General features: G+C 64.0%; 23 protein-coding genes. 15 read left to right on the top strand and 8 right to left on the bottom strand.

Going from position 1 to position 24,718, the window contains the following annotated elements:
* The first annotated feature begins 21 nt into the window (after positions 1 to 21).
* Positions 22 to 501, top strand: coding sequence for a TerB family tellurite resistance protein (locus FJ972_RS04725; protein ID WP_140492633.1), 480 nt, complete (start codon positions 22 to 24; stop codon positions 499 to 501).
* A gap of 22 nt (positions 502 to 523) precedes the next feature.
* A complete protein-coding gene (locus tag FJ972_RS04720; protein ID WP_224655818.1) occupies positions 524 to 1,261 on the top strand; it encodes a glutamine amidotransferase in 738 nt (245 codons plus the stop codon).
* A gap of 21 nt (positions 1,262 to 1,282) precedes the next feature.
* Here the strand turns inward: FJ972_RS04720 and FJ972_RS04715 are convergent, their stop codons facing one another.
* Positions 1,283 to 1,513, bottom strand: coding sequence for a hypothetical protein (locus FJ972_RS04715; protein ID WP_140492627.1), 231 nt, complete (start codon positions 1,511 to 1,513; stop codon positions 1,283 to 1,285).
* 84 nt (positions 1,514 to 1,597) lie between these two features.
* Positions 1,598 to 2,836 (bottom strand): MFS transporter, encoded by a 1,239-nt coding sequence (locus tag FJ972_RS04710; RefSeq protein WP_140513962.1) that lies wholly within the window; start codon positions 2,834 to 2,836, stop codon positions 1,598 to 1,600.
* Between the two features lie 896 nt (positions 2,837 to 3,732).
* Here FJ972_RS04710 and FJ972_RS04705 point away from each other — a divergent pair.
* Together FJ972_RS04705 and FJ972_RS04700 are read left to right on the top strand one after the other, a co-directional pair.
* Positions 3,733 to 4,158 carry a hypothetical protein gene (locus FJ972_RS04705; protein ID WP_140513963.1) on the top strand — a complete coding sequence of 142 codons (426 nt, stop codon included), beginning with the start codon at positions 3,733 to 3,735 and terminating at the stop codon, positions 4,156 to 4,158.
* A 33-nt stretch (positions 4,159 to 4,191) separates the two neighbouring features.
* The gene (locus FJ972_RS04700; protein WP_140513964.1) at positions 4,192 to 4,599 is read left to right on the top strand and encodes a lysozyme inhibitor LprI family protein; all 408 of its coding nucleotides are present in this window, start codon (positions 4,192 to 4,194) and stop codon (positions 4,597 to 4,599) included.
* Between the two features lie 178 nt (positions 4,600 to 4,777).
* Here FJ972_RS04700 and FJ972_RS04695 read toward each other — a convergent pair whose 3' ends face one another.
* The 5 genes from FJ972_RS04695 to FJ972_RS04675 all read right to left on the bottom strand — a co-directional run bounded on the left by FJ972_RS04695 (position 4,778) and on the right by FJ972_RS04675 (position 11,046).
* Entirely contained in the window at positions 4,778 to 5,239 is a 462-nt protein-coding gene (locus FJ972_RS04695; RefSeq protein ID WP_140492615.1) for a MucR family transcriptional regulator, read from the bottom strand.
* Positions 5,240 to 5,455: 216 nt separating this feature from the next.
* Positions 5,456 to 6,160, bottom strand: a complete 705-nt coding sequence (locus FJ972_RS04690) for an ROK family protein (protein WP_140492612.1) — start codon at positions 6,158 to 6,160, stop codon at positions 5,456 to 5,458.
* 16 nt (positions 6,161 to 6,176) lie between these two features.
* Positions 6,177 to 7,553 carry a glucose-6-phosphate dehydrogenase gene (gene zwf, locus FJ972_RS04685; protein WP_140513965.1) on the bottom strand — a complete coding sequence of 459 codons (1,377 nt, stop codon included), beginning with the start codon at positions 7,551 to 7,553 and terminating at the stop codon, positions 6,177 to 6,179.
* Positions 7,554 to 7,575: 22 nt separating this feature from the next.
* On the bottom strand, positions 7,576 to 8,586 hold the full coding sequence (gnd, locus tag FJ972_RS04680; protein ID WP_140524656.1) for a phosphogluconate dehydrogenase (NAD(+)-dependent, decarboxylating): 1,011 nt from the start codon (positions 8,584 to 8,586) through the stop codon (positions 7,576 to 7,578).
* A gap of 42 nt (positions 8,587 to 8,628) precedes the next feature.
* A complete protein-coding gene (locus FJ972_RS04675; RefSeq protein ID WP_140524655.1) occupies positions 8,629 to 11,046 on the bottom strand; it encodes a glucan 1,4-alpha-glucosidase in 2,418 nt (805 codons plus the stop codon).
* 208 nt (positions 11,047 to 11,254) lie between these two features.
* Between FJ972_RS04675 and FJ972_RS04670 the strand changes: the two genes are divergently transcribed.
* The 5 genes from FJ972_RS04670 (at position 11,255) to FJ972_RS04650 (ending at position 17,926) form a co-directional block, all read left to right on the top strand.
* Entirely contained in the window at positions 11,255 to 12,268 is a 1,014-nt protein-coding gene (locus FJ972_RS04670) for an ABC transporter substrate-binding protein (RefSeq protein WP_140492600.1), read from the top strand.
* A gap of 49 nt (positions 12,269 to 12,317) precedes the next feature.
* Positions 12,318 to 13,781 carry a sugar ABC transporter ATP-binding protein gene (locus FJ972_RS04665; protein ID WP_140524654.1) on the top strand — a complete coding sequence of 488 codons (1,464 nt, stop codon included), beginning with the start codon at positions 12,318 to 12,320 and terminating at the stop codon, positions 13,779 to 13,781.
* A 1-nt stretch (position 13,782) separates the two neighbouring features.
* Entirely contained in the window at positions 13,783 to 14,757 is a 975-nt protein-coding gene (locus FJ972_RS04660) for an ABC transporter permease (protein ID WP_140513969.1), read from the top strand.
* A gap of 3 nt (positions 14,758 to 14,760) precedes the next feature.
* The gene (locus tag FJ972_RS04655; RefSeq protein ID WP_140513970.1) at positions 14,761 to 15,708 is read left to right on the top strand and encodes an ABC transporter permease; all 948 of its coding nucleotides are present in this window, start codon (positions 14,761 to 14,763) and stop codon (positions 15,706 to 15,708) included.
* 145 nt (positions 15,709 to 15,853) lie between these two features.
* Positions 15,854 to 17,926, top strand: a complete 2,073-nt coding sequence (locus FJ972_RS04650) for a 3-hydroxyacyl-CoA dehydrogenase NAD-binding domain-containing protein (protein ID WP_140524653.1) — start codon at positions 15,854 to 15,856, stop codon at positions 17,924 to 17,926.
* A 27-nt stretch (positions 17,927 to 17,953) separates the two neighbouring features.
* Here the strand turns inward: FJ972_RS04650 and FJ972_RS04645 are convergent, their stop codons facing one another.
* Positions 17,954 to 18,760 carry a response regulator transcription factor gene (locus tag FJ972_RS04645; protein ID WP_140524652.1) on the bottom strand — a complete coding sequence of 269 codons (807 nt, stop codon included), beginning with the start codon at positions 18,758 to 18,760 and terminating at the stop codon, positions 17,954 to 17,956.
* A gap of 119 nt (positions 18,761 to 18,879) precedes the next feature.
* Here FJ972_RS04645 and FJ972_RS04640 point away from each other — a divergent pair, with 119 nt between their 5' ends.
* From FJ972_RS04640 to FJ972_RS04615, 6 genes are all read left to right on the top strand, one after another.
* Positions 18,880 to 20,016, top strand: coding sequence for an ABC transporter ATP-binding protein (locus tag FJ972_RS04640; RefSeq protein ID WP_140524651.1), 1,137 nt, complete (start codon positions 18,880 to 18,882; stop codon positions 20,014 to 20,016).
* Complete coding sequence (locus FJ972_RS04635; RefSeq protein WP_140524650.1) at positions 19,997 to 21,160, top strand: ABC transporter substrate-binding protein; 1,164 nt, start codon at positions 19,997 to 19,999, stop codon at positions 21,158 to 21,160. The genes FJ972_RS04640 and FJ972_RS04635 overlap by 20 nt, the downstream gene beginning before the upstream one ends.
* 77 nt (positions 21,161 to 21,237) lie before the next feature.
* Complete coding sequence (locus FJ972_RS04630; protein WP_140524649.1) at positions 21,238 to 22,095, top strand: ABC transporter permease; 858 nt, start codon at positions 21,238 to 21,240, stop codon at positions 22,093 to 22,095.
* Complete coding sequence (locus FJ972_RS04625; protein WP_140492575.1) at positions 22,095 to 22,907, top strand: ABC transporter permease; 813 nt, start codon at positions 22,095 to 22,097, stop codon at positions 22,905 to 22,907. The genes FJ972_RS04630 and FJ972_RS04625 overlap by 1 nt, the downstream gene beginning before the upstream one ends.
* A gap of 10 nt (positions 22,908 to 22,917) precedes the next feature.
* Positions 22,918 to 23,679: an SDR family NAD(P)-dependent oxidoreductase gene (locus tag FJ972_RS04620; protein ID WP_140492572.1), complete on the top strand. Its 762-nt coding sequence runs from the start codon at positions 22,918 to 22,920 to the stop codon at positions 23,677 to 23,679.
* Between the two features lie 324 nt (positions 23,680 to 24,003).
* Complete coding sequence (locus FJ972_RS04615; protein ID WP_140524647.1) at positions 24,004 to 24,699, top strand: hypothetical protein; 696 nt, start codon at positions 24,004 to 24,006, stop codon at positions 24,697 to 24,699.
* Positions 24,700 to 24,718: the final 19 nt, after the last annotated feature.

Below are 24,718 nucleotides of genomic sequence, written 5' to 3'. Positions count from 1 at the left end.
CGGCCGTTTGGGAATGGATCGATGTTCGAACGCGTTTTGTCGTTTCTGAGGGATTTGCCGACCGGCACCGGCGCCCGCGCCAGCGCCGATGATCCGCGCGTGGCAGCCTCGGCGCTGCTCTACCACGTGATGAGCGCCGACGGCGTGCGCCAGGACGTCGAGTGGGAACGGTTCAAGGCAGTGCTGGCGCAGGCCTATTCGGTCAGCGGCAACGAGCTCGACGCGCTGGCCGCCGCCGGCGAGCGCGCCGACAACGAGGCGATCGACCTCTATGCCTTCACCAGCGTGCTGAAGCGCCACCTCGATGCCGAAGGCCGCAAGGCTTTCATCGGCCTGATGTGGGAGATCGTCTATGCCGATGGCGAGCTGCACGAGTTGGAAGACAACACGGTCTGGCGCGTTGCCGAGCTGATCGGCGTCGAACGCCAGGATCGCATCGAGGCGCGCCGCAAGGCGGCGGCCGCGGCGCCGGGGGCCCGTGGAACGTCGAGCGACGAATAGGATCCATCCGCCGATGCCGCCGATGCCGCCGATGCCGCCGCGTTCGAAGCCGAGAATCCTGATCGTGCTGCATCAGGAGAATTCGAGCCCCGGGCGCGTCGGCCACATGCTTCTCGAAGAGGGCTTCGATCTCGACATCCGCCGCCCGCCGCTTGGCGATGCCTTGCCAGAGACGCTCGACGGCCATGCCGGGGCCGTGGTGTTCGGCGGGCCGATGAGCGCCAATGACGAGGACGAGTTCGTCCGCCGCGAGACCGACTGGCTTGAGGTTCCGCTGCGTGAGAACCGACCGCTGCTGGGTATCTGCCTTGGTGCGCAGATGCTGGCCAACCATCTCGGCGGCAAGGTCGAGGGCCATGGCGAAGGTCTGGTCGAGATCGGCTGGTATCCGTTGAAGGCGACCGAAGCCGGCAGAAAGCTGATGCACTGGCCCGAAATGGTCTATCAGTTCCATCGCGAAGGTTTTTCGCTGCCGAGCGACGCGACCTTGCTGGCGACCGCCGAGACCTATCCCAACCAGGCTTTCCGCTACCGCGACAATGCCTGGGGCATCCAGTTCCACGGCGAATTGACCAGGCTGATGATGCAGCGCTGGGTGGTGCGCGGCGCGCACCGCTTCGAATTGCCGGGCGCCCAGCCCGGCCGCGACCATCTCGGCGGCAGGCTGATCTGGGACATGCACCTCAAGCGCTGGCTGGACGAGTTCCTGGTGCTGATTTTCGGCGGCCGACGGCGCGGTCGCGGCACAACCATCCCCTGATGGCGGGTCGTTTAACACCTGCTAGTTCGAAAACGTCACGCTCACGCCGCGCTGACGAAAATAAGCCTGCATCAATTTGCGGCCCGAGCGGTTGTTCTGCGCCAGTTTGGTGGGATCGAACACCGCCTGCTTCATCCCCTCTCGTGCCAGCGCTGCCTTAAGCGTCGCGATATGGGCGTCGAGATCGGCATTATCGGCCCGCAGCGACACATAGATACTCTCGGTTGCCTCAGCCACGGTCGGTTCGCTCACAGTTATCGTCCTTTGATTGGTCGGGCGGCGGCTTAGCACAGATTCGCAGCCCGCCGATACCGGTGGACCTGAATTCGATCCCCGTCAGTTTCGTCCACTGAGGTGCCGCACCCTTCGGAGCGCCGGGAACAGATAGGCCCACAGGCCGGCAACGGCAATGGCGCCGACGCCGCCGATGACGACGGCAGGCACCGTGCCGATCAGCGCCGCCATGGTGCCGGCGCGGAATTCGCCGAGCTCGTTGGAGGCGCCGACGAAGACCTGATTGACGGCGTTGACGCGGCCGCGGACATGATCGGGGGTCCAGAGCTGGATCAACGTTTCCCTGATGTAGACGCTGAACATGTCGGTGGCGCCGAGGAAGGCCAATGCCAGGATCGACAGCCAGGTGAAGGTCGACAGGCCGAACAGCACCGTAAAGGCGCCGAACGCGGCCACGAAGCCGAGCATGATCAGGCCCGCGTGGTTTCGGATAGGATGACCAGCGAGCCAGATGGCGACACAGATGGCACCCACCCCTGGCGCCGAGCGCAGCAAACCAAGTCCCCAGGGACCGAGTTGCAATATGTCGCGGGCATAGATCGGTAGCAGCGCCGAGGCGCCGGACAGGAGCACGGCGAAGAGATCGAGCGAGATGGCGCCAAGCACGATCTTCTCGCCCCAGATGTAACCGAAGCCGGCGAACAGGGTCTGCATGGTCGGCTTGTCGGTCTCGCTGCGCTGTGCCGGCCTCGGTATGGTGAAGATCAGCAGCCCGGCGACGAGCATCAGCGCCGTGGCCGTGCCATAGGCCACCTCGGCCGATACGCCGTAGAGAAGGCCGCCGGCGACCGGCCCGACGATGGTCGCCGTCTGCCAGGCCGACGAGTTCCAGGCAATGGCGTTGGCGAAATCCCGGGGCGGCACCAGATTGGCGAACAGCGACGACGAGGCCGGTCCGAAGAAGGCGCGGGCGATGCCGAACATGGCGAGCACGATGAAGATTGGCAGCGGGCCACTGATGCCGCGCAGGGTCAGGATGAGCAGCGCGAGCGCGCAGATCGCCTCGAGTAGCACCGCCAGCGCCATGATCAGCCGGCGGCCGAAACGGTCGGCAACGACCCCGGTGACCAGCACCAGGAGTAGCGAAGGCAGGAACTGGACGATGCCGACAAGACCGAGATCGAGCGGGTCACGGGTCAGGTCGTACATCTGCCAGCCGACCGCGACGGAAACGATCATGGTGGCGAATGTGGTGAGGAAGCGCGCCGCCCAATAGCTCAGGAAGGAGCGATGGCGGAACGCGGCATAGCGCTGGTCCGGTGATATCTGTTCGGCGGTCATGGAACGAGGCCCCGTTAGAAGGATGGAGGCCGGCGGGGCACTTCCACGATGGACGCTGGTCCGGCCGGGGAACCCTTTAGCCCAGTTCGACGTATGACGCGCGCAAAAAACAGGTTCTGGATCAAGGATTTTCTGGCGTGTTCCATCGAACGCACACGAAACTCACCCGCCAAGACCCAGCGGGACAGGAAAGCCTATCGGGTGTCTCGAAGACCGCATGTCTCCCCCATCGTGCACGCGATAACCTTGAAAGCCGATCCGTGAGCAGCATTCTTTTGGCCTGCCCACTGGCCTGGCCGAAACCTACCAATACATTGGGGCTCTGGCGATAATGTCGAGCGTAACTTCACCCTTATATATCGTCGTCCCTTGTGAATTGGAATAATAGACCATTTTATGTTGGAATAGTCGAAAAGCGTAGGCGTAACCCAGCAATCTTTTTGCTGGAGCCTTTCTGTCAATTATATTTAAGTACTTGCTAAATCAAGCAGGGCGCTTACTGGATTATTAAGCATTCTCAAAACAGAACTCAAGATCTGGCAATTTTCCCTTGCTAGCCGGCGACATCGGCTACAACCTATGGATACATCAACCGCGCCGGCGGATCGTTGGCATGCTTGGGCGGATGGGCGCTAGGCATGGAGAGGGAAATGGACATTCGCCAAGGCGGCTCCCGCTGGGAGCGCTCCCCTCGACTTGAGGAATTGCGACGGCCGGCCGCAAAGTCGTCGAATGCATGGGCCACAGCCCGGCAATCCAAGCTTCGATACGCAGGGCAACTATCAGGGGTGCAATGGCATCGGCTGCCAGGTCGATGCGCCTGACGATGACAATTCGTCCGATGACGACGATTCCGACTGACAGCCACACTCCGCAAAGGAAGAGGAAAACCACCCATGTCTGAATTCGGCGACTTGGTTCGACGGCACGCCAAAACCGTCATGATCGGGCTGGCGGGATTGATACCGACATCTGCTTTCGCGAACGATGCCTGCGACGGCGTCAAGGTCGAAGTGACGAAGGCGCGCAAACAGGAATATGCACCGCTCGTCGCTTCGGCGATGGACAATAAGTTCAAGCCCGCCCGCGCCAAGTTCATCACCATCTTGGAAAGCGGCAACTGGAGCGCCGCTTATGTCTCCACGCCTGTGAGCGATGACGGCGTGATGTTCTTCCAGACCGTCGACGGAAAGAAGCAGTTTCGTGACGTATGGGGCGGCTATGCCGATCCATCGGAAAAGCCTGGACTGGTATCCTGGGCGAAGAAGCTTGGAGCACCGGAAAAGCTGGCCAGGTGCTTCGCCGAAACCGTTACGGAATGACGATGCCGCTCACCTGCAAAGAGGACGAGACCAATGAAAACCGCAATTCTGACCACCGCCGTGGTTCTGGCCATGCCGGCTTTCGCTTTTGCCAAGGACAAGTGTGCCGACGCCAAGGATCAGGCCACCATGAACCAGTGCGCCGATGCTTCGTTCAGGAAATCCGACAAGAAGCTCAACGAACTTTACAAGCAGATCGAAACCCGCCTGAAGGACGACGCGGATACCAAGAAGCTTCTTGTCCAAGCGCAGCAGGATTGGATCAAGTTCCGCGACGCTGAGTGCAATTTTCAGACCGCGGGAGCGGCCGGAGGCAGCGTGGTCCCCATGCTCCTCTCGATGTGCATGGATGGCCTGACGCAATCCCGGGTCAAGGATTTCGACGGTTACCTGAACTGCAAGGAAGGCGATCTGAGCTGTTCCGTTCCGGCAGCGAACTGAGCTTTCCTGCCTGCCTGCAGGCGGGGTGGAAAATCATTCCCTCAGCTCGCCGGAGATGGCGTCGAGCCCCCCTGCAATTGCGCGCTCGCCGTGGAAGAGCGCAACATCGGGCAGCCTGCCAAGACGGAACCGCCGGCAGGCCTCAATCAAACCATTGGCTCAGCGCCGGAATGCGCGCTCAGGCCGAGACCTTGGCTTTCCTGCCCCTGGCCGGCGCTTTCGGGGCGACGGCCTTGCGGCCGAGACCGATCGACTTAGCCAGTTCCGAACGCGAGGCCGCGTAATTGGGAGCGACCATCGGATAGTCCGACGGCAAGCCCCATTTGGCTCGGTAGGCGTCCGGCGTCAGGCCGAAATGCACGCCCAGATGACGCTTCAGCGATTTGAACTTCTTGCCGTCCTCCAGGCAGATGATGAAATCCGGCGTCACCGACTTCTTGGGATTGACCGCCGGCACGAGCGGCGCCGCCACGGGTACGGCCGGCTGGCCGAGCCCGCTGATCGAAGCGCTGACGCTGGCGATGAGGTCGGCCAGGCCGGAGGCGGGCAGGCGGTTCTTCTCGACGTAAGCCGACACGATATGGGCGGTCAGCTCGAGAAGGTCGATATCCTTGCGAGCGTCGTTGCTGTCGTCGGTCAATCTATTTTCCTCCGTCTATGGCGTATGGGGCCCGAAATCGGCACAGTTTCGGATGGGATGATGCGCAAAGTTAAAGTGCGGCGGCGTCTTTGCACGTCCCTCGCGGTTCGTCGCGATGTAGTGCGCCGGAATTCCTAGTCGGCAAATCTGCGCAATGCAACGACTTGGCCCCGCGTCACACATTATTTTGAATAACTATACTGAACTGTAATACTATCAGACGATCAGGGCCTTGTCTCGCCACAGACGAAATCCGCCTTCGAAGGCGCGTGTGTTGTCGCCGCGCCTGCTGTCGGCGGGCAAATCGCCGAGCTTGTCGACATTGCCGCCGCCGATGACGACATAATCGGGCTGCATGGCGGCGCGCAGCCGGTCGACGACGTCGAAAACGGATTTTCGCCATTTCTTCTTGCCGCGTTTTATCAGGCCGCGCTCACCGACATAGTCCTCGAAGCTCTTGCCCTTCTTATAGGGAAGATGGGCGAGTTCCATCGGTTGGGCGACGTTGTCGACGATCATCGCCGCACCCAGGCCGGTTCCCAACCCCAGGAACAGCATGCGACCGCCTTCATAGCTGCCGATGGCCTGCATCAGCGCGTCGTTGACCACCTTGACCGGTTTGCCGAACTGCGCGGCGAAGTCGAAGCCGGCCCAGCCCTTGCCGAGATTGGCGGGATCGAACAAGGGCCTGTTGTGATGCACCGGGCCGGGATAGCCCATCGAGATGACGTCGTAGGACAGTCCGTCGGCCAGCGCCTTCACCGCATCGATCATCTGCTGGGGCCTCAGGTCCGGCCCGGAATCGGCGCGGCGCTCAGCACCGCCTGAGCTGGTGAGGATCTTGACGTGCGAGCCGCCTATGTCGATCGACAGCACGATCGGATCGCCGCTCGCCGCTTTCGGCCTTGCCGTCCTGGCCATGCTGCCCTCTCCCAGCCTATTTCGATGGATTGATCCAGCCGTTCGGCGGCCCGAAGCCGTTCATGGCGGCTGCCGGCCCCCAGGTCTTCGGTTCATAAAGATGCGGCGGCGTGGTGTCGCCGAGGACCGGCCCGACGATGCGCCAGGCAAGTTCGCTGGCGTCCTGGCGGGTAAAAAGCTGGCCATTGCCGTTCATGGCATCGCCGATCAGCCGTTCATAGGGCGGCATATCGCCCTTGCTGTCGTCGAGCGCCGTCAGTTCGACCTGTTCGCCGACCATGTCGTCGCCCGCTGCCTTGCGCTGGGCGCCGATCGAGATCGCCACCTGCGGGTCGATGCGGAAGCGCACATAGTTGGCGTCGTTCGGCTTGATCGGGTCGAAGACATCGAGCGGCGGCCGCTTCAGCCGCACGATCACCTCCGTGGCATGCACCGGCATGTTCTTGCCGGCGCGGATGAAGAACGGCACGTCGCGCCAGCGCCAGGTGTCGACGAAGAAGCGCACCGCCGCGAAAGTTTCGACCGGCGAGTTGGGCGCCACGCCGGGCTCGGCGAGATAGCCGTCGAATTGGCCACGCACGATATCGTCCTTGGTCAAGGTGCGGATCGCGCGCAGCACCTGCACCTTCTCGTCGATCAGGTCGTCGGCGGAACGGCCGACCGGCGGTTCCATCGCCAGCAGCAGGAGGATGTTGAGCAGATGGTTCTCGATCACGTCCCTGACGCAGCCGACCTCGTCATAGAACCGGCCGCGCCCATCGATGCCGAAATCCTCGGCCATGGTGATCTGCACGCTCTCGACGAAATTGCGGTTCCAGATCGGTTCCAGGAAGGAATTGGCGAAGCGGAAATAGAGCAGGTTCTGGATCGCCTCCTTGCCGAGATAGTGATCGATGCGGAAGATCGACTGTTCGTCGAACACCAGATGCAGCACTCGGTTCAGCCAGCGCGCCGATTGCAGGTCATGGCCGAAGGGCTTTTCCACCATCAGCCGCGCGCCGCGCGCCGTGCCCGATTGCTCCAGACCCTGGACCACCGTCTCGAACATGGTCGGCGGCACCGCCATGTAGTGCAGCGGCCGCTGGGCGGTGCCCAGCGCGCTCTTCAGTTTCTCGAACGTGGCCGGGTCGCGATAGTCGCCGCTGACATAGCGCAGCAGCGAAGCGAGCTTGGCGAACACCTTCTCGTCGATCTTGCCGAGCGTATTGACGATGCCGTCGCGCGCGCGGTCCTGCAATTTCCTCAAATCCCAGGCGTCGAAGGCGACGCCGATCACCGGTTCGGTAAGCGTTCCCTTGGCGACCATGGCATAGAGGGAAGGAAATATCTTCTTGTGGGCGAGGTCGCCGGTCGCCCCGAAGAGCACCAGCGTATCGGACCGTTCCGGGCTCATGAGTGCGTCTCCCCTGCCGCCGTCACTTGCCGGCCTTCGGTTTTTCGACATGGCCGCCGAATGCATAGCGCATGGCCGACAAGAGCTTGTCGGCGAATTCGGATTCGCCTTGCGAGGAGAAGCGGTCGAACAGGGCCGAGGACAGCACCGGCGCCGGCACGCCGGTGTCGATGGCCGCTTTCAGGGTCCAGCGGCCTTCGCCGGAATCGGACACCCGGCCGCCGAACTGGGTCAGACCGGGATCGCTCTTCAACGCGCTGGCGGTGAGATCAAGCAGCCACGAGCCGATGACGCTGCCATGCCGCCAGACCTCGGCCACTTCGGCAAGGTCGATGTCGAACTGGTAGTATTCGGGGTTCTGCAACGGGCTGGTCTCGGCATCGGCCTCGCGCTTGACCTTGCCGGCATTGGCGGCCTTGAGAATATTCATGCCTTCGGCATAGGCGGCCATGACGCCGTACTCGATGCCGTTATGGACCATCTTGACGAAGTGGCCGGCGCCGCTCGGGCCACAATGCAGATAGCCGAACGGCGCCGTGCCGGCCGTCTTGTCGGGAGCACCGGCATCCGCGCCGGGCGCCAGCGTGGCGAAGACCGAATCGAGATGCCGGACCGCGTCATCGGGCCCGCCGATCATCAGGCAGTAGCCGCGATCCAGGCCCCAGACGCCGCCGCTGGTGCCGACATCGACATAGTTGAGGCCTTTGGCGGCGAGCTTGGCGGCCCGGTCGACGTCGTCGTGATAGTAGGAATTGCCGCCGTCGATGATGATGTCGCCGGGTTCCATCAGCGCCGCCACCTGATCGACGATCTTGCCGGTGATGGCCGCAGGCAGCATCAGCCACACGCAGCGCGGCTTGGCGAGCTTGCCGACGAATTCCGCCATCGATGCAGCCCCCGAGGCGCCGTCGCCGACCAGGGCCGCGACGCTTGCCGGGTTGATGTCGTAGACGACGCATTCGTGGCCGTCACGCATCAGGCGCCGGACCATGTTGGCGCCCATTCGGCCCAGTCCCATCATTCCGATCTGCATGGTCTCATCCTTGTGTCTTGAAGAGGATCTGTCGGGAAGGATCTACAGTCTGTCCTGTTCACCAATGATGACGGAGAAGTCGACATTCTCCCAATCGCCGCTGCCGGGCCAGAAAAAAGTGAAGATCAGCGTGCTCCCCTCGGGCAGGCCGGCGACCGGCAGATCAGCGAGGTGGATGCCGAAAGCATTCTCGCTGGTCGCGCTGTCATGCACGGCCGCCCAATTGTCGACGCTCCAATGGACGGTCGCCTTCGCCAAAAGCTCGAGGCGCATTGTCTTGCCGGCCGGCATGGAACGGATTTTGTTGTTGAAGCGCCATGTCCTGAACATCGAGACGATCTTTTTGTCGATGTAGCGTTCGACGCCTTGCGGCGGCATGTCGAACACCGCGCCGTCGCGCAGCGAGCGCAGCAGCTTGATATGTTCGGAATGCGCCCAGACCAGCGGCATGGCGCTGCCCGAGGGCTTGCCATGCAGCAGTTCGCGCTCGGGGAGGTCGGCGCCGTCCCAGATCTGCTCCGGCAACAGGCCGCCCGGTCCGGACGAGCCCTCCATTGCCGCCAGCAGCGAGGTCGCCTTGTCCTTGCGTCCGGCCGCCAGCTCGTAATGGGCCCGTTCGCCGGCGAGCAACGGCCAGGGGCGGCCCTGGCCGGTGCCGTCGAATGGCGCGCCGTCCTCGTGCTCGCCATAGCCGTCGCCGGTGTAGCGATACCAGAGCGGCCCCTGCGGCAGTTGCCGGCGCAGCTGCGCGTCGATGACCTTGACCGTGTCGACGATGCGCGGATCGTCGGCTGCCCTGAGCCCAAAGCGCACCAGGGCCAATGCGTCCGGGCTGACGATTTCCTGCGCCGGCCGGTCGGCATCGCCAGGCGGGCGGTTTTTGATCGGCACATAGCCGTCCTTCGGCGAACCGGCCTCGGCGCTGTCGGGCGGTGCGATGCGGACATAGTAACCCGCGACGCCGGTCGCCTCGCAGCTTGCCGTGCCGGTGACATAGGTCCAGCGCTCGACCTGGTCGTTCCAGCCGTCGGCGGTCTCGCGCAGATAGCTTGCTGCATCCTGCTTGCCGCAGGCCTCCAGCATATCCGCGGCGGCAAGCAGCGCCGCGATCTCAACGGCGAGCGTGAACGGGCTGTAACCGGAATCCTCCTCCCAACGGTCCTCGCCGGTGACGGGTCCATTGCGCACGACATAGGCTGCGGCGCGCTCGATCATTGGCAGGAAGGCCAAAAGCCTGGCGCGCGGCAAATGGCCCTGGCGCCGCAGCGCATCCGCCAGCAGCAGCGGAAAGGCGCATTCGTCCATCTGGATGCCCGGCCAATAAGCTGTCCCATCGAGCCAGGCGTTCTGCGGCCAATGGCCGTCCGGCTGCTGGATGGAGCAGAGATAGTCGAGGGTTTGCAGGGCCGAGGCGGCATCGCCGGCGGCGAGAAAGCCGCCCGCCGTCTCGACCAGATCGCGCGGCCAGACCAGATGGTAGCCGCCGAGATCGTCGTCGCCCTTGTCGAAGCCCCATGGGATCGACAGGCTGGCGACCGCCGCGCCCGGCATGAGCGATGACCGGTGCGTCGCCAGGACGGCGGTGGAGATCCTGTAGCTGTTCACTCCGGACGCGTCATGGCGGTCCAGTCGCAGCAGGCCCGCCTGCCATTCGCGCCACTGTTCGACGTAGGACGTCGCCGCCGCCGCGAAACCCTGCCTGAGGCTGGCGAAGGCATTTCGAGCGGCCTCTTCGGGCGTCGCTCCGAAGCCCAGCGCCAGCACGGCTTTGGCGTCGTTGGCGGAAAACCCGATTTCGCCGGTCAGCGCGACATTGCCGTCCTCGGCTCCCTGAAAGGCTGGATCGAGCCGACCGGTGTTGCGCAGTTGCTGCCAGCCGTCGGAGACGCCGACATAGCCGGCCGAGCCGTTCCGCCAGGGCAGCGATGAGGCCAGCGCAAGGCATGTGCCGCGGCCCGAGGCGAACAGCACAGGCTCTCCCTCATGGTCGCCGACCCAGGCGGTGTTGCCCATCCCGGCATTGACCAGATGCGGCGCCAGCAAGGCGCGGACGCGGTAGTCGCCCGGCGCGCCCTTGAGCGGCGTGAAGGTGATCTCCTGCAGCAAGGTGGGTCGTGCAGGGTCGGCCAGGATACGCTTCTCGATCCGGTAGGCGCCGTCATCAGCGGTGTTGACCAGCCTGTAGGCTGGCACGCCTTCTTCGAACGGTTCGATGCCATGCGCGGCATCACGTTTTTCTTCCGAGAAATATCCGTTCGGGCCGGTGACAATCAGGCCGAGGTCGCGGGTGCAGGCACTGTCGACACCGGGATAGTAGATCTCGTTCAGGATGCCATGGCTGAGCGTGAACCAGACGCGGCTCGACGGCGAAAGCGCCGCGCCGACGCCGCTTTTGGCGCTTGACGTCCAGCGCGCCGGAATTCCCGGAGCCCCCGGGGGGACGATCGGCGTCACTGCCATGCGTCTGCGGCCTCCTGCCCGCATGCCTAGCCCATCCACCGAAGCCTTTTCAATCGTCGCACCGCAATGTGATCAGCGGCATCTTATGGATTGCAGTTGACAGCTCGCCGGCCTTCTGCACTTTTGTCTGACAATAGATAAAAAACAGGTGCGCAAGCGCGATAGTCACCAGCAGCCATCAAGACCAGCAACTCGGGAGGAGTATGACATGAAGAAACTGTTCGTCCTGGGCACCCTTGCAGCGGTGCTCGCAGCCGGTACGGCGTTTGCCGACACCAGCGGCAAGAAGATCGCTTTCTCCAACAATTACGCCGGCAATTCGTGGCGGCAGGCGATGCTCGACAGCTACAACGCCGTCACCAAGAAGGCGGTGGCCGACAAGGTGGTCGGGGCCGCCGATGTCTTCACGACGGCCGACAAGGAAGTGCCGACCCAGGCAGCCCAGGTGCAAAACCTGATTCTACAGGGCTATGACGCCATCGTCATCAACGCCGCCTCGCCCGACGCGCTGAACGGTGCCATCAAGCAGGCCTGCGACGCCGGCATCGTGGTCGTTTCCTTCGACGGCATCGTCACCGAACCCTGCGCCTACCGCGTCGTCGTCGACTATAAGGACATGGGCAAGCAGGAAGTCGAGCATATGGCCAAGTTCCAGCCCAAGGGCGGCAACCTGCTCGAGATCCGTGGCCTCGCCGGCACCTCGATCGACGACGCCATCCATGCCGGCATCCTCGAAGGCGTGGCCGCCCATCCCGAGTTCAAGATCGTCGGCTCGGTGACCGGCGACTGGGACCAGACGACGGCGCAGAAGGCGGTGGCGACCATCCTGCCCTCGCTGCCCGAAATCGTCGGCATCGTCGACCAGGGCGGTGACGGCTATGGCGCCGCGCAAGCCTTCGCCGCCGCCGGCAAGCCGCGCCCGACCATCATCATGGGCAACCGCCAGGACGAGCTGAAATGGTGGAAGGAACAGAAGGAAAAGGACGGCTACCAGACCTGGTCGGCCTCGATCGCGCCCGGTGTCTCGACGCTCGCCTTCTGGGTGGCGCAGCAAGTGCTCGATGGCCGCAAGGACATTCCGCACGACCTGCTGGTGCCGTATCTCGCCTTCACTCAGGACGATTTCGAGGCCGCTCTGCCGAAGATCAAGGAGGGCGGTGTCGCCACGCACGAATACACACAGGAAGATGCCATCGCGGCCATCAAAGCCAATATCAAGTGAATGTCGCACACGCGTTGCCGTGCACATCGCCGACCGGATATCGTTGAGCATGCCTGAAGGGAACGCGGACATCATCAGACTGAGCGGCGCCGAAAAACACTTCGGCGCCGTTCGCGCGCTTGGCGGCGTCGACTTCACTGTCGGGCCCGGCGAGTGCGTCGGCCTCGTCGGCCACAACGGCGCCGGCAAATCGACGCTCATGCACATGGTGGCGGGCACGCTGACACCCGACAGCGGAACGATCGGCGTGCATGGTGAGGCCGAGGAGAACTACTCGGTGTCGCGGGCACAGCAGCTCGGCATACGCTGCGTGTTCCAGGAATTGTCGCTGTGCCCCAATCTCAGCGTCGCCGAGAACACGCGCATCAACCACGCCTCGCTCACCGGCTTCGGCTGGCGGCGCAAGGCGGCCGAGCTGATCACGGCCAAGCTGGACGAAATCTTTCCCGACCATGGCATCTCGGCGGCCGACATCGCCGGTGACCTTTCCATTGGACGGCGGCAGATGGTGGAGGTGGCGCGCGCGTTCACGCTGACCCGCGAGCCGCTGCACCTGGTTATCCTCGACGAGCCGACGTCCTCGCTCGACGCGCACACGGCGGGTCAGCTGCTTGCCTTCGTGCGCCGCTTCGTCGCGTCGGGCGGCAGCTGCATTCTCATCTCGCATGTGCTGGGCGAAGTGCTGCAGAACGCCGATCGCATCGTCGTGATGCGCGACGGCAAGGTTGTCGGCGCCGAAGCGGCGAACGCTTTCGACCGCGATAGGCTGGTCGCCACCATGGGCGGCGCCGAAGGACATCGGAGGACCGCCACCGAAATCCGGAAAGCCGAGGCCGGCCCGTTGCGCGTGCGCGCCCGGCCGGCGCGGCAGCAGGACGGCAAGGAGCTGGTGGCCCGCGCCGGCGAGATCATCGGACTTGCCGGCCTGGCCGGCCATGGCCAGACCGACCTGCTGCTGGCGATCTTCGCCGCGGCATCGCGCGCCAGGGCCGGCGTCGAGGTCACCGCACCGGTGGCGCTTGTGGCCGGCGACCGCCAGGCGGACGGCATCTTTCCGCAGTGGTCGATCGCTGAAAATATCGGCATCCGCTCGCTGGCTCGGCTGCGCAACGGGCTGCTGATCTCGCCGCGGCGAGAGGCCGAACTGGCCGGGTTCTGGCAAAAGAAGATCGGCATCCGCACGCCGGATATGAACAACAACATCTTTTCGCTGTCGGGCGGCAACCAGCAGAAGGCTTTGTTCGCCCGGGCTCTCGGCTCCGACGCCGGGATCGTGCTGATGGACGACCCGATGCGCGGCGTCGACATCGGCACCAAGCTCGAGGTTTACGATCTCGTGCGCGAGGAGGCCGGCAAGGGCCGCACCTTCCTCTGGTACACCACGGAAACGGAAGAACTCGACAATTGCGACCATGTCTATGTCTTCAAGAACGGCCGCATCGTCGCCAATCTGACGCGCGACGAGCTGACGGAAGAAAAGATCATCCAGTCCTCCTTCGGCGACGCGGCCTGAGATGACGGCCGTCTCTGTTCAACACGGTTCGAAGACCTTTGGGAGCGGGGCGGCACGCGCCCGCCTACTGCGTGGGCTGCTGCCGGCGCTGTCGCTGGTGCTGGTGCTGCTCGCCATCGCCTGGCTCAATCCGCGCGCCATCAGCTATTTCGGCTTCGGCCTGATGCTCAACCTGGCGATCCCGATCGCGCTGGCGACGATCGCGCAGATGTTCGTCATATCGGGCAACGAGCTCGACCTGTCGATCGGCACCTTTGTCGGTTTCGTCGGCTGCGTCACCGCGACCTGGTTGAAGGACGCACCGCTCATTGGGGTTCTCGTCCTGCTCGGATCGATCGGCATCTATGCGCTGCTCGGCGCGCTGATCCATCTGCGCAATTTGCCATCGATCGTGGTGACGCTGGGCATGAGTTTCGTCTGGCAGGGGCTGGCCATCCTGGTGCTGCCCAAGCCCGGCGGCAAGGCGCCGGACTGGCTGCTGGCGATCATGGCATTCAAGCCGCCCTTTGTGCCCTTCCCGATCATCGCCGCGCTGCTGATTGGCCTCATCGTCCATTTCGGCCTGATGCGCACCTCCTATGGCGTCATCCTACGCGGCTCCGGCGGCAACCCGGCTGCGCTCAAACGTGCCGGCTGGTCGCTGCTCAAGACCAAGGTCGTGTTGTTCGCGCTGACGGGTCTGTTCGGCGTGCTGTCCGGCATGGCGCTGATCGGCATCACCACTTCGGCCGATGCCAATATCGGCAATGGCTACACGCTGCTTTCGATCGCCGGCGTCATCCTCGGCGGCGGCGAATTCGTCGGCGGCCGCGTGTCGCCGATCGGCGCGGTAATCGGCGCGCTGACGCTGGCGCTGGCGGCATCGCCGCTGCTCACCTTCATGCACATCCCGCCCGACTGGCAGGTGGCGGCCAACGGCGCCATCCTCATCATCGTGCTGGCGGCGCGGGTGCTGATCAGCCGCAAGGAGAGGTGAGCGATGATATTGCTGAGGTCGCTGACCGCCAAGCCCTGGATCTGGTCGTTCGTCGGCGCGCTTGTGGTGTGGCTGGCGACCATCGCTTTCACCGGCGGCTATGGCGCCGGCGGCATGGTCACCGCCGCGCTGTCGCTGGCCGTGTTCACCGTCATCGTCGGCGTCGGCCAGATGTTCGTCATCACGCTTGGGCCGGGCAATGTCGACCTGTCGCTGCCGGCCAATATCGGGCTCGCCAGCGCGGTGGCCATGAAGGTGATGGGCGGCAGCGATGCCATGATCGTGGTCGGGCTGCTGGCCGCGCTTGCCTGTGGTGCCGCGATCGGTGCCGTCAACTATCTGCTGATCTGGGCGCTGCGAATACCGCCGATCATCGCCACTTTGTCGGCGAGCTTCATCATCCAGTCGGTCGACATCAGCTATGGGCGCGGATTGCAGATCAAGCCGCCGCCGGGCTTTGCCGATTTCGCCAACCGGCAGGTTCTCGGCATTCCGGTGCTGGCGGTTCTCACCGTGCTGTTTACCATCGGTGCGGCCATCGCCTTGCAGCGCATGATCTATGGCCGCTCGGTGCTGGCGATAGGCCAGAACATCCGCGCCGCCTGGCTCGCCGGCGTCAATGTCGGCCGCGTCCGTTTCCTCACCTACACGCTGTCGGGCGCGCTCGGCGGCATCGACGGCGCGCTGCTCGCCGGTTATTTCCGCGGCGCCAATGTCGATATCGGCAACGAGTATTTGCTGGCTTCGATCGCCGTGGTGGTCATCGGCGGCACCTCGGTGGCCGGCGGCAAGGCCAATGTCCCCGGCGTCTGGGGCGCAGCACTGTTCCTGGTGCTGCTTTTGACCATGCTCAACACATTCGGCTTCAGCGCCGGCGTGCGCCTGCTTTTGACCGGGCTGATCATCGTCGGCGTCATCACGGCGGCAGGCGGGGAGAAGGCGGTGCGGTGATATTCGCTTCTCTTCAACCGCAACTCGCCAGCGTGCCGTCTTACAGCCTGTCCTGACAAGTCTTGTGCCAGTGCGGCACGCGGTTCCCATTCGCGGCGCAGCCTAGTAAACCCTCCGGATCGCAGCCGGTGTCGGGAGGGTCAACTTGTCCAATTTTGTCAGCGTCGCCAGGGACAGCGACGTCGCCATCGTCACCATCGACAACCCGCCGGTCAACGCGCTGAGCTTTCATGTCCGCGAACCACTGATGCACGCGCTGGCTGCCTTGCGTGACGACGCATCGGTCGGAGCCATCGTCGTCGCATGCGCGGGCCGGACCTTCGTCGCCGGCGCCGACATCACCGAATTCGGCAAGCCGGTGCAGCAGCCCGAGCTGCGTGCCATCATTGGGACGCTGGAAACCATCGCCAAACCTACGGTCGCCGCCATCCACGGCACCGCGCTGGGCGGCGGGCTGGAGCTGGCGCTCGGCTGTCACTTCCGCGTTGCCGATGCCGACGCCAGGCTCGGCCTGCCCGAGGTGAAGCTTGGACTGCTGCCGGGCGGCGGCGGCACGGTGCGGCTGCCGCGCCTCGTCGGCGCGATCAAAGCGCTCAGGATGATCGTTTCCGGTGCGCTGGTCGGTGCTGATGAGGCGCATGAAGCCGGACTGGTCGATGCTGTGTTCGAGAGTAACGTGATCACGCATGCCGTGAACTTCGCCAGGGAGATCGCTCGCAAGGGCGGGCCGTTCACGCCGGTGCGCGATCGCGATGACGAGATCAAGAAAACCGAGCTGGCCGCTTTCGATGCCGAGGCGGCGGATCTCGCCAGGAAAGCGCGCGGCCTCGACGCGCCGATCGCTTGCGCGCAAGCGGTGCGCAATACCGTCACGATGTCGTTCGAGGAAGCTCTGGCTGCCGAACGCGCGCTGTTCATGAAGCTGGTCGCCAGCGATCAGTCGCGGGCGCAGCGGCATCTGTTCTTCGCCGAGCGTGAAGCGGCAAAGGTCCCGGGCAAGGATCTTGTCCGGCGCAGGATCGCCCGCGTCGGCGTCGTCGGCGCCGGCACGATGGGCGGCGGCATCGCCATGGCCTTCGTCAATGGCGGTTTTCCAGTCACCTTATTGGAGACCAGCCAGGAAGCCTTGCAGCGCGGGCTCGGCATGATCGACAAGAACTATGCCGTCTCGGTCTCGCGTGGCTCCTTGACCGAAGACGCCAAGCGCCAACGCCTCGCTCAATTCAAGGGCTCCACCGACTATTCCGACCTCGCCGATTGCGACCTGATCATCGAGGCGGTGTTCGAGGACATGGCGGTCAAGAAAGAGGTGTTCGGCAAGCTCGATGCCATGGCCAAGCCGGGAGCGATACTCGCCACCAACACCTCCTATCTCGACATCGACGAAATCGCCGCCTCGATCTCGCGCCCGCAAGACGTGCTCGGCCTGCACTTCTTCTCGCCGGCCAACGTCATGAAGCTGTTGGAGATCGTGCGCGCCGACAAGACCGCGCCCGACGCGCTGGCAACCGTAGTCGACTTGGCGCGGCGGATCGGCAAGGTGGCCGTCGTCGTCGGCGTCTGCCACGGCTTCGTCGGCAACCGCATGCTGGCCGCGCGCGGCTCCGAATCGGAAGCCTTGCTGCTGGAAGGCGCGACGCCCAGCCAGATCGACAAGGCCTTCACCGATTTCGGCTGGCCGATGGGGCCCTTCCAGATGAGCGATCTCGCCGGCCTCGACATTAGCTGGCGCAACCGCAAGGCGCGAGGCCAGACGGCCGTGATCGCCGACACGTTGTGCGAACAGGGGCGTTTCGGCCAGAAAACCGGTCGAGGTTATTATCTTTACGAGAACGGGTCACGTATGCCGGTCCCGGACCCGCAGATCGATGCGCTGATCCGCGGTAAGGCAGCCGAGAAGGGCATCGCGTCGCGCGAAATCAGCGCGGAAGAAATCATCGAGCGCACGCTCTATCCCATGGTCAACGAGGGGGCCAAGATTCTGGAAGAAGGGATAGCCGCCCGCGCCTCCGACATCGATGTCATCTGGGTCAACGGCTATGGCTTTCCCATCGGCAAGGGCGGTCCGATGTTCTGGGCCGGCCTCGAAGGCGCGCCCAGGATCGTCGAGCGGCTCGAATATTGGCACCAGCGGACGGGCAAGGATGTTTTCAAGCCGGCGCGGCTGCTGAAACGGATGGCCGAGACCGGCTCCTGGGAGGCTGGCGCAAGACCTTGATCGAAAGGCGGTTGAAGGCCGTCGGAATTATCTTATCCGCGCGTCGATGATTTCGACAAAGCGGGCAAAAAGGCCGGCCTGCGATTTGATCTTGAGCTTGCGATAGATGTTGCGGCGATGGACCTTCACCGTCCCCGGCACGATGCGCATGGCCCGGGCGATTGATTCGGTGGAATGCCCTTGCAGCACTAGATCGACGACATGCTTTTCGCGCGGCGTCAGGGACAGGCTCTTCCAGATATGGGCGCGATCGAACTCGTTGACCGCCGCCAATGCATCGTCTTGCCTGGCCTCGGCCGGCTCGTCGGCGGGAAGGGCGGGCCAGCGCAATCGGGCGAAGGCGACCACCGCCGGCGCCATGTCGCGCAGCAGTCTGGCGTCGGCGGTCCCGAACGGACCTGAAGCGCGCAGCCGCATCAGCGACAGCACCAGCGCATCCTTGCCCGGCAGCGGAACGAAGAAGCCGACCTCCTCGGCCAGCCTGGTCTGGCTGTAGTAGGAGCGAAAATATTCGCTGGCGTAGAAGCGGTCGGGCGCCAGCTCGCGCATGCGCCAGAACCCTTCCTTGCGCTCGACCGCCGCATGGTGGAACGGATCCAGCAGGTATGGGCCTTCCTGGTAAAGCGCAACGAAGACATGGCTCTCGGCCGACGAGAAGGTCTCGAACAGCAGCGGCGGGCGTGCAGCGCCGCGATAGCCGAAGACCACGCAGTGGTCGAAGCCGACATGCTGCCGCAGCCAAGCGACCATCGCCTTGCCGAAGACGTCGCCGCTCGTCTCCCGCGTCGCCGCGACCAGCGCGGCGAGCTGGCTGTAGTCGTCGCTGCGGGACATCCAATACCCCCTTAAACAAGAAAATAGGTCAGATATACCACCTGCGAGGTATATACTAGCTGCCATTGGCTCTGGTAGCGTCCCGAAATCGCATCGTCCTGTCGCTGGAGCCCGCAGCCTTGACCGCAGTGCCCGACATCGAGTTTCGCGGCGTCACCAAGCGCTATGGCGCGGTGACCGCGGTCAGCGGCATCGATCTGGCCGTGCCGCCCTCCGCTTTCGTCGCCCTGCTCGGACCGTCCGGCTGCGGCAAGACGACCTGCCTGCGCATGATCGGCGGCTTCGAACAGCCGAGCGAGGGCAAGGTGCTCATCCGCGGCCAGGACATGGCCGACACGCCGCCCTACAGGCGGCCTGTCAACATGGTGTTCCAGCAATATGCCCTGTTCCCGCATTTGGACGTGAACGACAATGTCGCCTACGGGTTGCGCCAGGCACGACCGCGGCTGTCGTCGCGCGAGATCGGCCTGCGGGCAGGCAAAGCGCTGGAAATGGTGCGGCTCGCCGGTTATGGCGGCCGCAAGGTCCACGAACTGTCCGGCGGCCAGCAGCAGCGTGTCGCTCTCGCCCGCGCGCTGGTCAACAAACCGGCGGTGCTGCTGCTCGACGAGCCGCTGGCGGCGCTCGACAAGAAGCTGCGCACCGACATGCAGATCGAATTGCAGAACCTGCAGCGCGAGATCGGCATCACCTTCGTGCTGGTCACCCACGACCAGGAGGAAGCGCTGTCGATGAGCGATTTCGTCTGCGTCATGAATGGCGGCCGCATCGTTCAGCTTGGGCAGCCGAGCGAGATTTATGACGAACCGGCCGACCTGTTCGTCGCCGATTTCGTCGGCAAGACCAATCTCTTGAGCGGCGCCGTCGCAGGGCATTCGGGCGATCTGGTGGATGTGAAGCTGGCCGATGGCACCGTCATCGCGGCGCGCAAGCGGGTGGATTTGCGGCAGGGCGAAACCGTTTCGGTCAGCCTGCGTCCTGAATCGCTCAGTCTCGGTGGCCCGACTAGCGGCCCGCTCAAGGGCATCGTCCGCAACCGGATCTTTCTGGGCTCCACGGCGGAATACGCAGTCGAGATCCAGGGCATAGGAACGCTGCTGGCCAAGGCCGACCATGTGATCGGCCATGGCAATCTCTTCAAGCCGGGCGAACCCGTCGCCATCGGCTTTGCCGCCGGAACGCCGTTGGCGTTCGCGGATCCAAAGAACAACGGGACCAACCAGAGGGTAGAAAAACATGTCGAAATCATATCGTGACGGACTGCCGATAAGCCCCGAGAATTTCGTCGACCAGCTGATGCGTTTGAAGCGCGGCTCGATCGGCCGCCGCGACTTCCTTGGCCTCACCGGCCTCGGCATCGCGACGGCGGTGATGGCGCGCGAGATCGGCATCATGCCGACGTCGGCCTTTGCCGCCGAGAACCTCGGCGACCGCATGTCGATTGCCACCTGGCCCAACTATCACGACCCGCAGACCTTCGAGAATTTCAAGAAGGACACAGGCGTGGCCGTCGAGGTCAACGTGTTCGGCTCGAATGAGGAGATGCTGGCCAAATTGCAGGCCGGGGCGTCGGGCTGGAGCCTGTTCGTGCCGACCAACTACACCATCTCGACCTACAAGAAGCTCGGCATCATCGAGCCGCTCGACATGGCCAAGCTGCCGAATTTCGACGGCACGCAGGAAGATCCGCGCTTCACCTCGGAAGGCACGATCGACAGCACCATCTATGCGGTGCCGAAGAACTGGGGCACCACTGGCTTTGCCGTCAACACCAAGAAGCTGACCAAGCCGATGACGAGCTGGAAGGAGTTCTGGGACACGGCCATGGCGGAAGGCGATGGCCGCACTATGGTGCACGACTATCAGCTGACCACGATCGGCAATGCGCTGAAATATTATGGCTACTCCTTCAACTCGCTGAAGCAGGACGAGCTCGCCAAGGCCGAGGAATTGCTGCTCAAGGTCAAGCCGCATCTGTTCGCGGTGTCTTCCGACTACCAGCCGGGCATGCGCGCGGGCGATGCCTGGATGACAATGTGCTGGACCAATGACGGTGCGCAGCTCCATCGCGACATTCCGGAGATCGCCTATGTGCTGGGCAAGGAAGGCGGCGAGATCTGGACCGACTTCTACGCCATCCCGAAGGACGCGCCGAACAAGCCGGCCGGCTACGCCCTGCTCAACTATCTGATGAACCCGCAGGTCGCGGTCAAGGAACACCTCGCCAACGGCGCGCCCTCGACCGACGCGCGCGTCAACAAGCTGCTGCCCAAGGAAGTGCTGGACAATCCGATCCTCTATCCGGCGGCCGACCTGTTGACGCCGCTGGAATTCGGCGCTGCTGCAACGCTGACCGATCCGGGCCGCGCCGAGCTGATGGCGCGCTTCAAGTCGGCTTGAGTCAGGCGGGCAACAAATCCCATTCGAGACAACTTGACCGGCGGGCCCAGACCCGCCGGCACCGGGGCAATCCTTCGATGCGCGGCATTCGCAAAAATCTGCTGACGGCCATGCTGCTCGGGCCGGCGGCCGCCTGGCTCGTCGTGTTCCTGGTGCTGCCGTTCATGGCCATCGCCGTCTTCAGCGTCGGCGAGCGGGCGCCGGAGGGCGGCTATCAGGCGGCCTTCACGCTGGCGCAATATGCCAATCTTCCGGCGCGGGCGACCGCGTTCTGGAACACGATGGTGCTGGCTCCGGTGGGCGCGCTCGCCTGTCTGCTCGTGGCCTATCCCGTCGCCTATTACCTCGCCCTGCGGGCGCCGCAGCGCTGGCGGTTGATCCTGCTCGCGCTGGTCGTCATACCGTTCTGGACCAGCCTTTTGATGCGTACCTATGCCTGGATGTACATTTTGGGTGGACGCGGCATCCCGGCGCTGCTCGCGCTTGCCGGCATCGAGGACGTCAGGCTGATCAACACGCCGGGCGCCGTCCTGCTCGGCATCGTCTATGGCTATCTGCCGCTGATGATCCTGCCGATCTATGTCAGCCTCGAGCGGCTCGATCGCCGTCTGCTGGAGGCCTCCGCCGATCTCGGCGCGACGCCGCTCTCCACTTTCTTGGGCGTGACCTTGAAACTGTCGCTGCCCGGCGTGATGACCGGCTTCTCGCTGGTGATGATCCTGCTGCTCGGCGAATACCTGATCCCGACGCTGCTTGGCGGCGGCAAGGTGTTCTTCATCGGCAATGCGCTGGTCGACCTGTTCCTGCAGTCGCGCAACTGGCCGTTCGGATCGGCCATCGCGATCACGCTGGTGCTGGTTTCGGTTGTAGTGCTGATTGCCGCCAACCGCATCTCGACCCGCGTCTCGGGCGCCCGCCGGGTGGATCTGATCTGATGCGCGTCTTCGTCGTAGCCGTCTTCGCCTTCCTCTATCTGCCGATCGCGTTGGTCGTGCTGTTCTCCTTCAACGCCGGCCATCATGCCAGCGAGTTCACCGGTTTTTCGGTGCAATGGTACGGCAAGGCGCTGGCGAACCCGTTCCTGGTCGAGGCGCTGAAGAACAGCCTGTTCATCGCCACCACCAGCGCCTTGCTGGCGGCGGTGTTCGGCACCGCGGCCGCGCTCGGCCTGGCACGCGTCGGGGTGCGGACCCGCGCCGTCTTCGACGCCTTGCTTGGAGCCGCAATCGTCGTTCCCGGCGTCGTCATCGGCATTTCGACACTGGTCGCACTCGTCCAGCTGTTCGCCGTCGTCAATCCGTTCCTCGCCTCGATCTGGCCGGACGATCAGCCGCCGCGCCTGTCGCTCGGCTATGGTTCGATCATCGCCGCGCACGGCCTGTTTTCGATGGCGCTGGTGACGATGATCGTCGGCACGCGGCTGGGCAGCCTTGATCGCAACTTGGTCGAGGCATCCAGCGATCTCTACGCCACGCCGCTGACGACGTTCCGTTCCATCGTCCTGCCGCAGATCTTGCCGGCGGTGGTCGCCGGCTTCCTGCTCGCCTTCACCTTCTCCTTCGACGATTTCATCGTCGCCTTCTTCGTCGCCGGCGCGCAGACGACGCTGCCGATCTATGTCTTTGCGTCGATCCGGCGCGGGGTGACGCCGGAGATCAATGCCATCGCGACGATCGTGCTCGTCGCGTCCGTCCTGCTCGTGGTGCTTGCCCAATGGCAGCTGCGCCAGCGCAAGCTGTCAAACTGAAGGTCGCATCATGATCCTCGAAGACCGCATCGCCGTGGTGACAGGCGCCGGTTCCGGCATCGGGCGCGCCGGCGCCATGATCATGGCCAGGGAAGGCGCGGTAGTCGTCATCGCGGACAGGGATCGGACCAGCGGCGAGGCGACGGCTTCAGATATACGCGCCGCGGGCGGCCGGGCGGAGGCGGTCGCCACCGACGTCTCGGACGACAATGCGGTCGAGCAGCTCCTTGCCGGTACGCTCGACCGGCATGGGCGCATCGACATCCTGCACAATCACGCCGGCATCCAGGTCGGCGGCACGCTGACCGAGGTCGAGACCGGCGGCATGGACGCTTCCTGGCGGGTCAATGTGCGGGCGCAGTTCCTGGCGGCAAGGATCGTCATGCCATCGATGGTCGCGCAGGGCGGCGGTGTCATCCTCAATACGGCTTCGAATTCGGGTGTGTTCTACGACCGCGAGATGATCGCCTATGCGACGTCGAAACATGCCGTGGTGGCGATGACCAGGCAAATGTCGCTCGACTATGCCCGCCACAATGTGCGCGTCAACGCGCTCTGCCCCGGCTGGGTCGACACGCCGTTCAATGGACCGTTCATCGCCCAGATGGGCGGACGCGAGGCAATCGAAGCCTATGTCCGCACCAAGATCCCGATGGGGCGCTGGGCCAGCGCCGAGGAGATCGCCGAGGCGATCCTGTTCCTCGTGTCCGATCGGTCATCCTTCATGACCGGCCAGGCGCTGGTGATCGACGGTGGCGAGAGTATAGGCTGAATCGGCCGCCTTGGCATTCAGCCTGTTGATGAAAAGCGCCATCGCCTGCGCGTTTCGGCGCTGGGTCCGCGTCACCGGCCGGCAGCGCCGAAATCAACTCTGACCGACAGTTCGGACCATGGTCCGACCGGCATGGGACCTCAGTACCACAGCCGTTCAAAAACGTCGATTTCTGTTGGATATCAAGCATTTGCCGTACCGACAGATTCCCTGCTCTCTTATTGAGACAGTCTTTGTCTAAAGTTTACTGCGCATAATTAGCGGCTTCTCATACGAACTTACCATAGCAGCGGGCACAGGGCGGCGTTTCCCGAGGAGACTATCATGACAAACTGGAAAACTGCGTTGGCGGCGCTAGCCGCATTGGCGCTTCTGGCGTCTCCGGCACTGGCCGGCAATGGACACGGCGGAGGCAATGGCGGTGGTCACAGCGGCGGCAATGGCAATGGTGGCGCCCACGGCAACAGCGGCGCTGCGCACGGCAAGTCCTCGTCGGCCCGCGGGCAGGTAGCCAAGGCGACAAGGGACGCAACGATCACGGTCGATACGAAGACAAAGGTTTCGTCCCTGCCCAAGGAAAAGAACCTCCACGCCAAGCTCGGCCGGCTGAACTCGCTGCAGCGCAACGTCAACGCCTATATGAATTCCAAGAGCAAGAAATTCGCTGCGCTTCAGGTCTTCGTGACGCAGTCGGCAAAAGCCAAGGTCGCACAAACCCAGCTGGATGCCCTGAATTCACAGCTGGACGCACTGACATCTCTGACGCCGGACCAGATCGCCGCCATGACCCCCGAGGAGCAGGCGGCCCTGCCTGGACAGATATCAGCTCTGCAGGACCAGATCGACGCCCAGCAGGAAGTGGTCGACGCGGCGGCGGTCGGCACCGACCCGGCCGCACTCGACGCGGCGTTGACCGATATGGCCAACAAGCCCGTCGACGCCGAGGTCACCGCTTGGGCCCAAGGCGTCCTTGCCGGCAAGATCGACGAGACGGCCGCTGCCATGCAACCGACGCCGTAGCATCGCCAGCGACAACGGG

This window comes from Mesorhizobium sp. B2-1-1 (assembly GCF_006442975.2).
In the GTDB taxonomy this organism is placed as follows: Bacteria; Pseudomonadota; Alphaproteobacteria; order Rhizobiales; family Rhizobiaceae; genus Mesorhizobium.
This window is presented reverse-complemented; position numbering and strand designations above follow the sequence as displayed.

Excerpts from the sequence above, each read along its gene's own strand:
- FJ972_RS04725 (WP_140492633.1), top strand. The coding sequence starts at position 22 with ATGTTCGAACGCGTTTTGTCGTTTCTGAGGGATTTGCCGACCGGCACC.
- FJ972_RS04720 (WP_224655818.1), top strand. The coding sequence starts at position 524 with ATGCCGCCGATGCCGCCGCGTTCGAAGCCGAGAATCCTGATCGTGCTG.
- FJ972_RS04710 (WP_140513962.1), bottom strand. The coding sequence starts at position 2,836 with ATGACCGCCGAACAGATATCACCGGACCAGCGCTATGCCGCGTTCCGC.
- FJ972_RS04705 (WP_140513963.1), top strand. The coding sequence starts at position 3,733 with ATGTCTGAATTCGGCGACTTGGTTCGACGGCACGCCAAAACCGTCATG.
- FJ972_RS04700 (WP_140513964.1), top strand. The coding sequence starts at position 4,192 with ATGAAAACCGCAATTCTGACCACCGCCGTGGTTCTGGCCATGCCGGCT.
- FJ972_RS04690 (WP_140492612.1), bottom strand. The coding sequence starts at position 6,160 with ATGGCCAGGACGGCAAGGCCGAAAGCGGCGAGCGGCGATCCGATCGTG.
- zwf (WP_140513965.1), bottom strand. The coding sequence starts at position 7,553 with ATGAGCCCGGAACGGTCCGATACGCTGGTGCTCTTCGGGGCGACCGGC.
- gnd (WP_140524656.1), bottom strand. The coding sequence starts at position 8,586 with ATGCAGATCGGAATGATGGGACTGGGCCGAATGGGCGCCAACATGGTC.
- FJ972_RS04675 (WP_140524655.1), bottom strand. The coding sequence starts at position 11,046 with ATGGCAGTGACGCCGATCGTCCCCCCGGGGGCTCCGGGAATTCCGGCG.
- FJ972_RS04670 (WP_140492600.1), top strand. The coding sequence starts at position 11,255 with ATGAAGAAACTGTTCGTCCTGGGCACCCTTGCAGCGGTGCTCGCAGCC.
- FJ972_RS04665 (WP_140524654.1), top strand. The coding sequence starts at position 12,318 with ATGCCTGAAGGGAACGCGGACATCATCAGACTGAGCGGCGCCGAAAAA.
- FJ972_RS04660 (WP_140513969.1), top strand. The coding sequence starts at position 13,783 with ATGACGGCCGTCTCTGTTCAACACGGTTCGAAGACCTTTGGGAGCGGG.
- FJ972_RS04655 (WP_140513970.1), top strand. The coding sequence starts at position 14,761 with ATGATATTGCTGAGGTCGCTGACCGCCAAGCCCTGGATCTGGTCGTTC.
- FJ972_RS04645 (WP_140524652.1), bottom strand. The coding sequence starts at position 18,760 with ATGTCCCGCAGCGACGACTACAGCCAGCTCGCCGCGCTGGTCGCGGCG.
- FJ972_RS04635 (WP_140524650.1), top strand. The coding sequence starts at position 19,997 with ATGTCGAAATCATATCGTGACGGACTGCCGATAAGCCCCGAGAATTTC.
- FJ972_RS04630 (WP_140524649.1), top strand. The coding sequence starts at position 21,238 with ATGCGCGGCATTCGCAAAAATCTGCTGACGGCCATGCTGCTCGGGCCG.
- FJ972_RS04625 (WP_140492575.1), top strand. The coding sequence starts at position 22,095 with ATGCGCGTCTTCGTCGTAGCCGTCTTCGCCTTCCTCTATCTGCCGATC.
- FJ972_RS04620 (WP_140492572.1), top strand. The coding sequence starts at position 22,918 with ATGATCCTCGAAGACCGCATCGCCGTGGTGACAGGCGCCGGTTCCGGC.
- FJ972_RS04615 (WP_140524647.1), top strand. The coding sequence starts at position 24,004 with ATGACAAACTGGAAAACTGCGTTGGCGGCGCTAGCCGCATTGGCGCTT.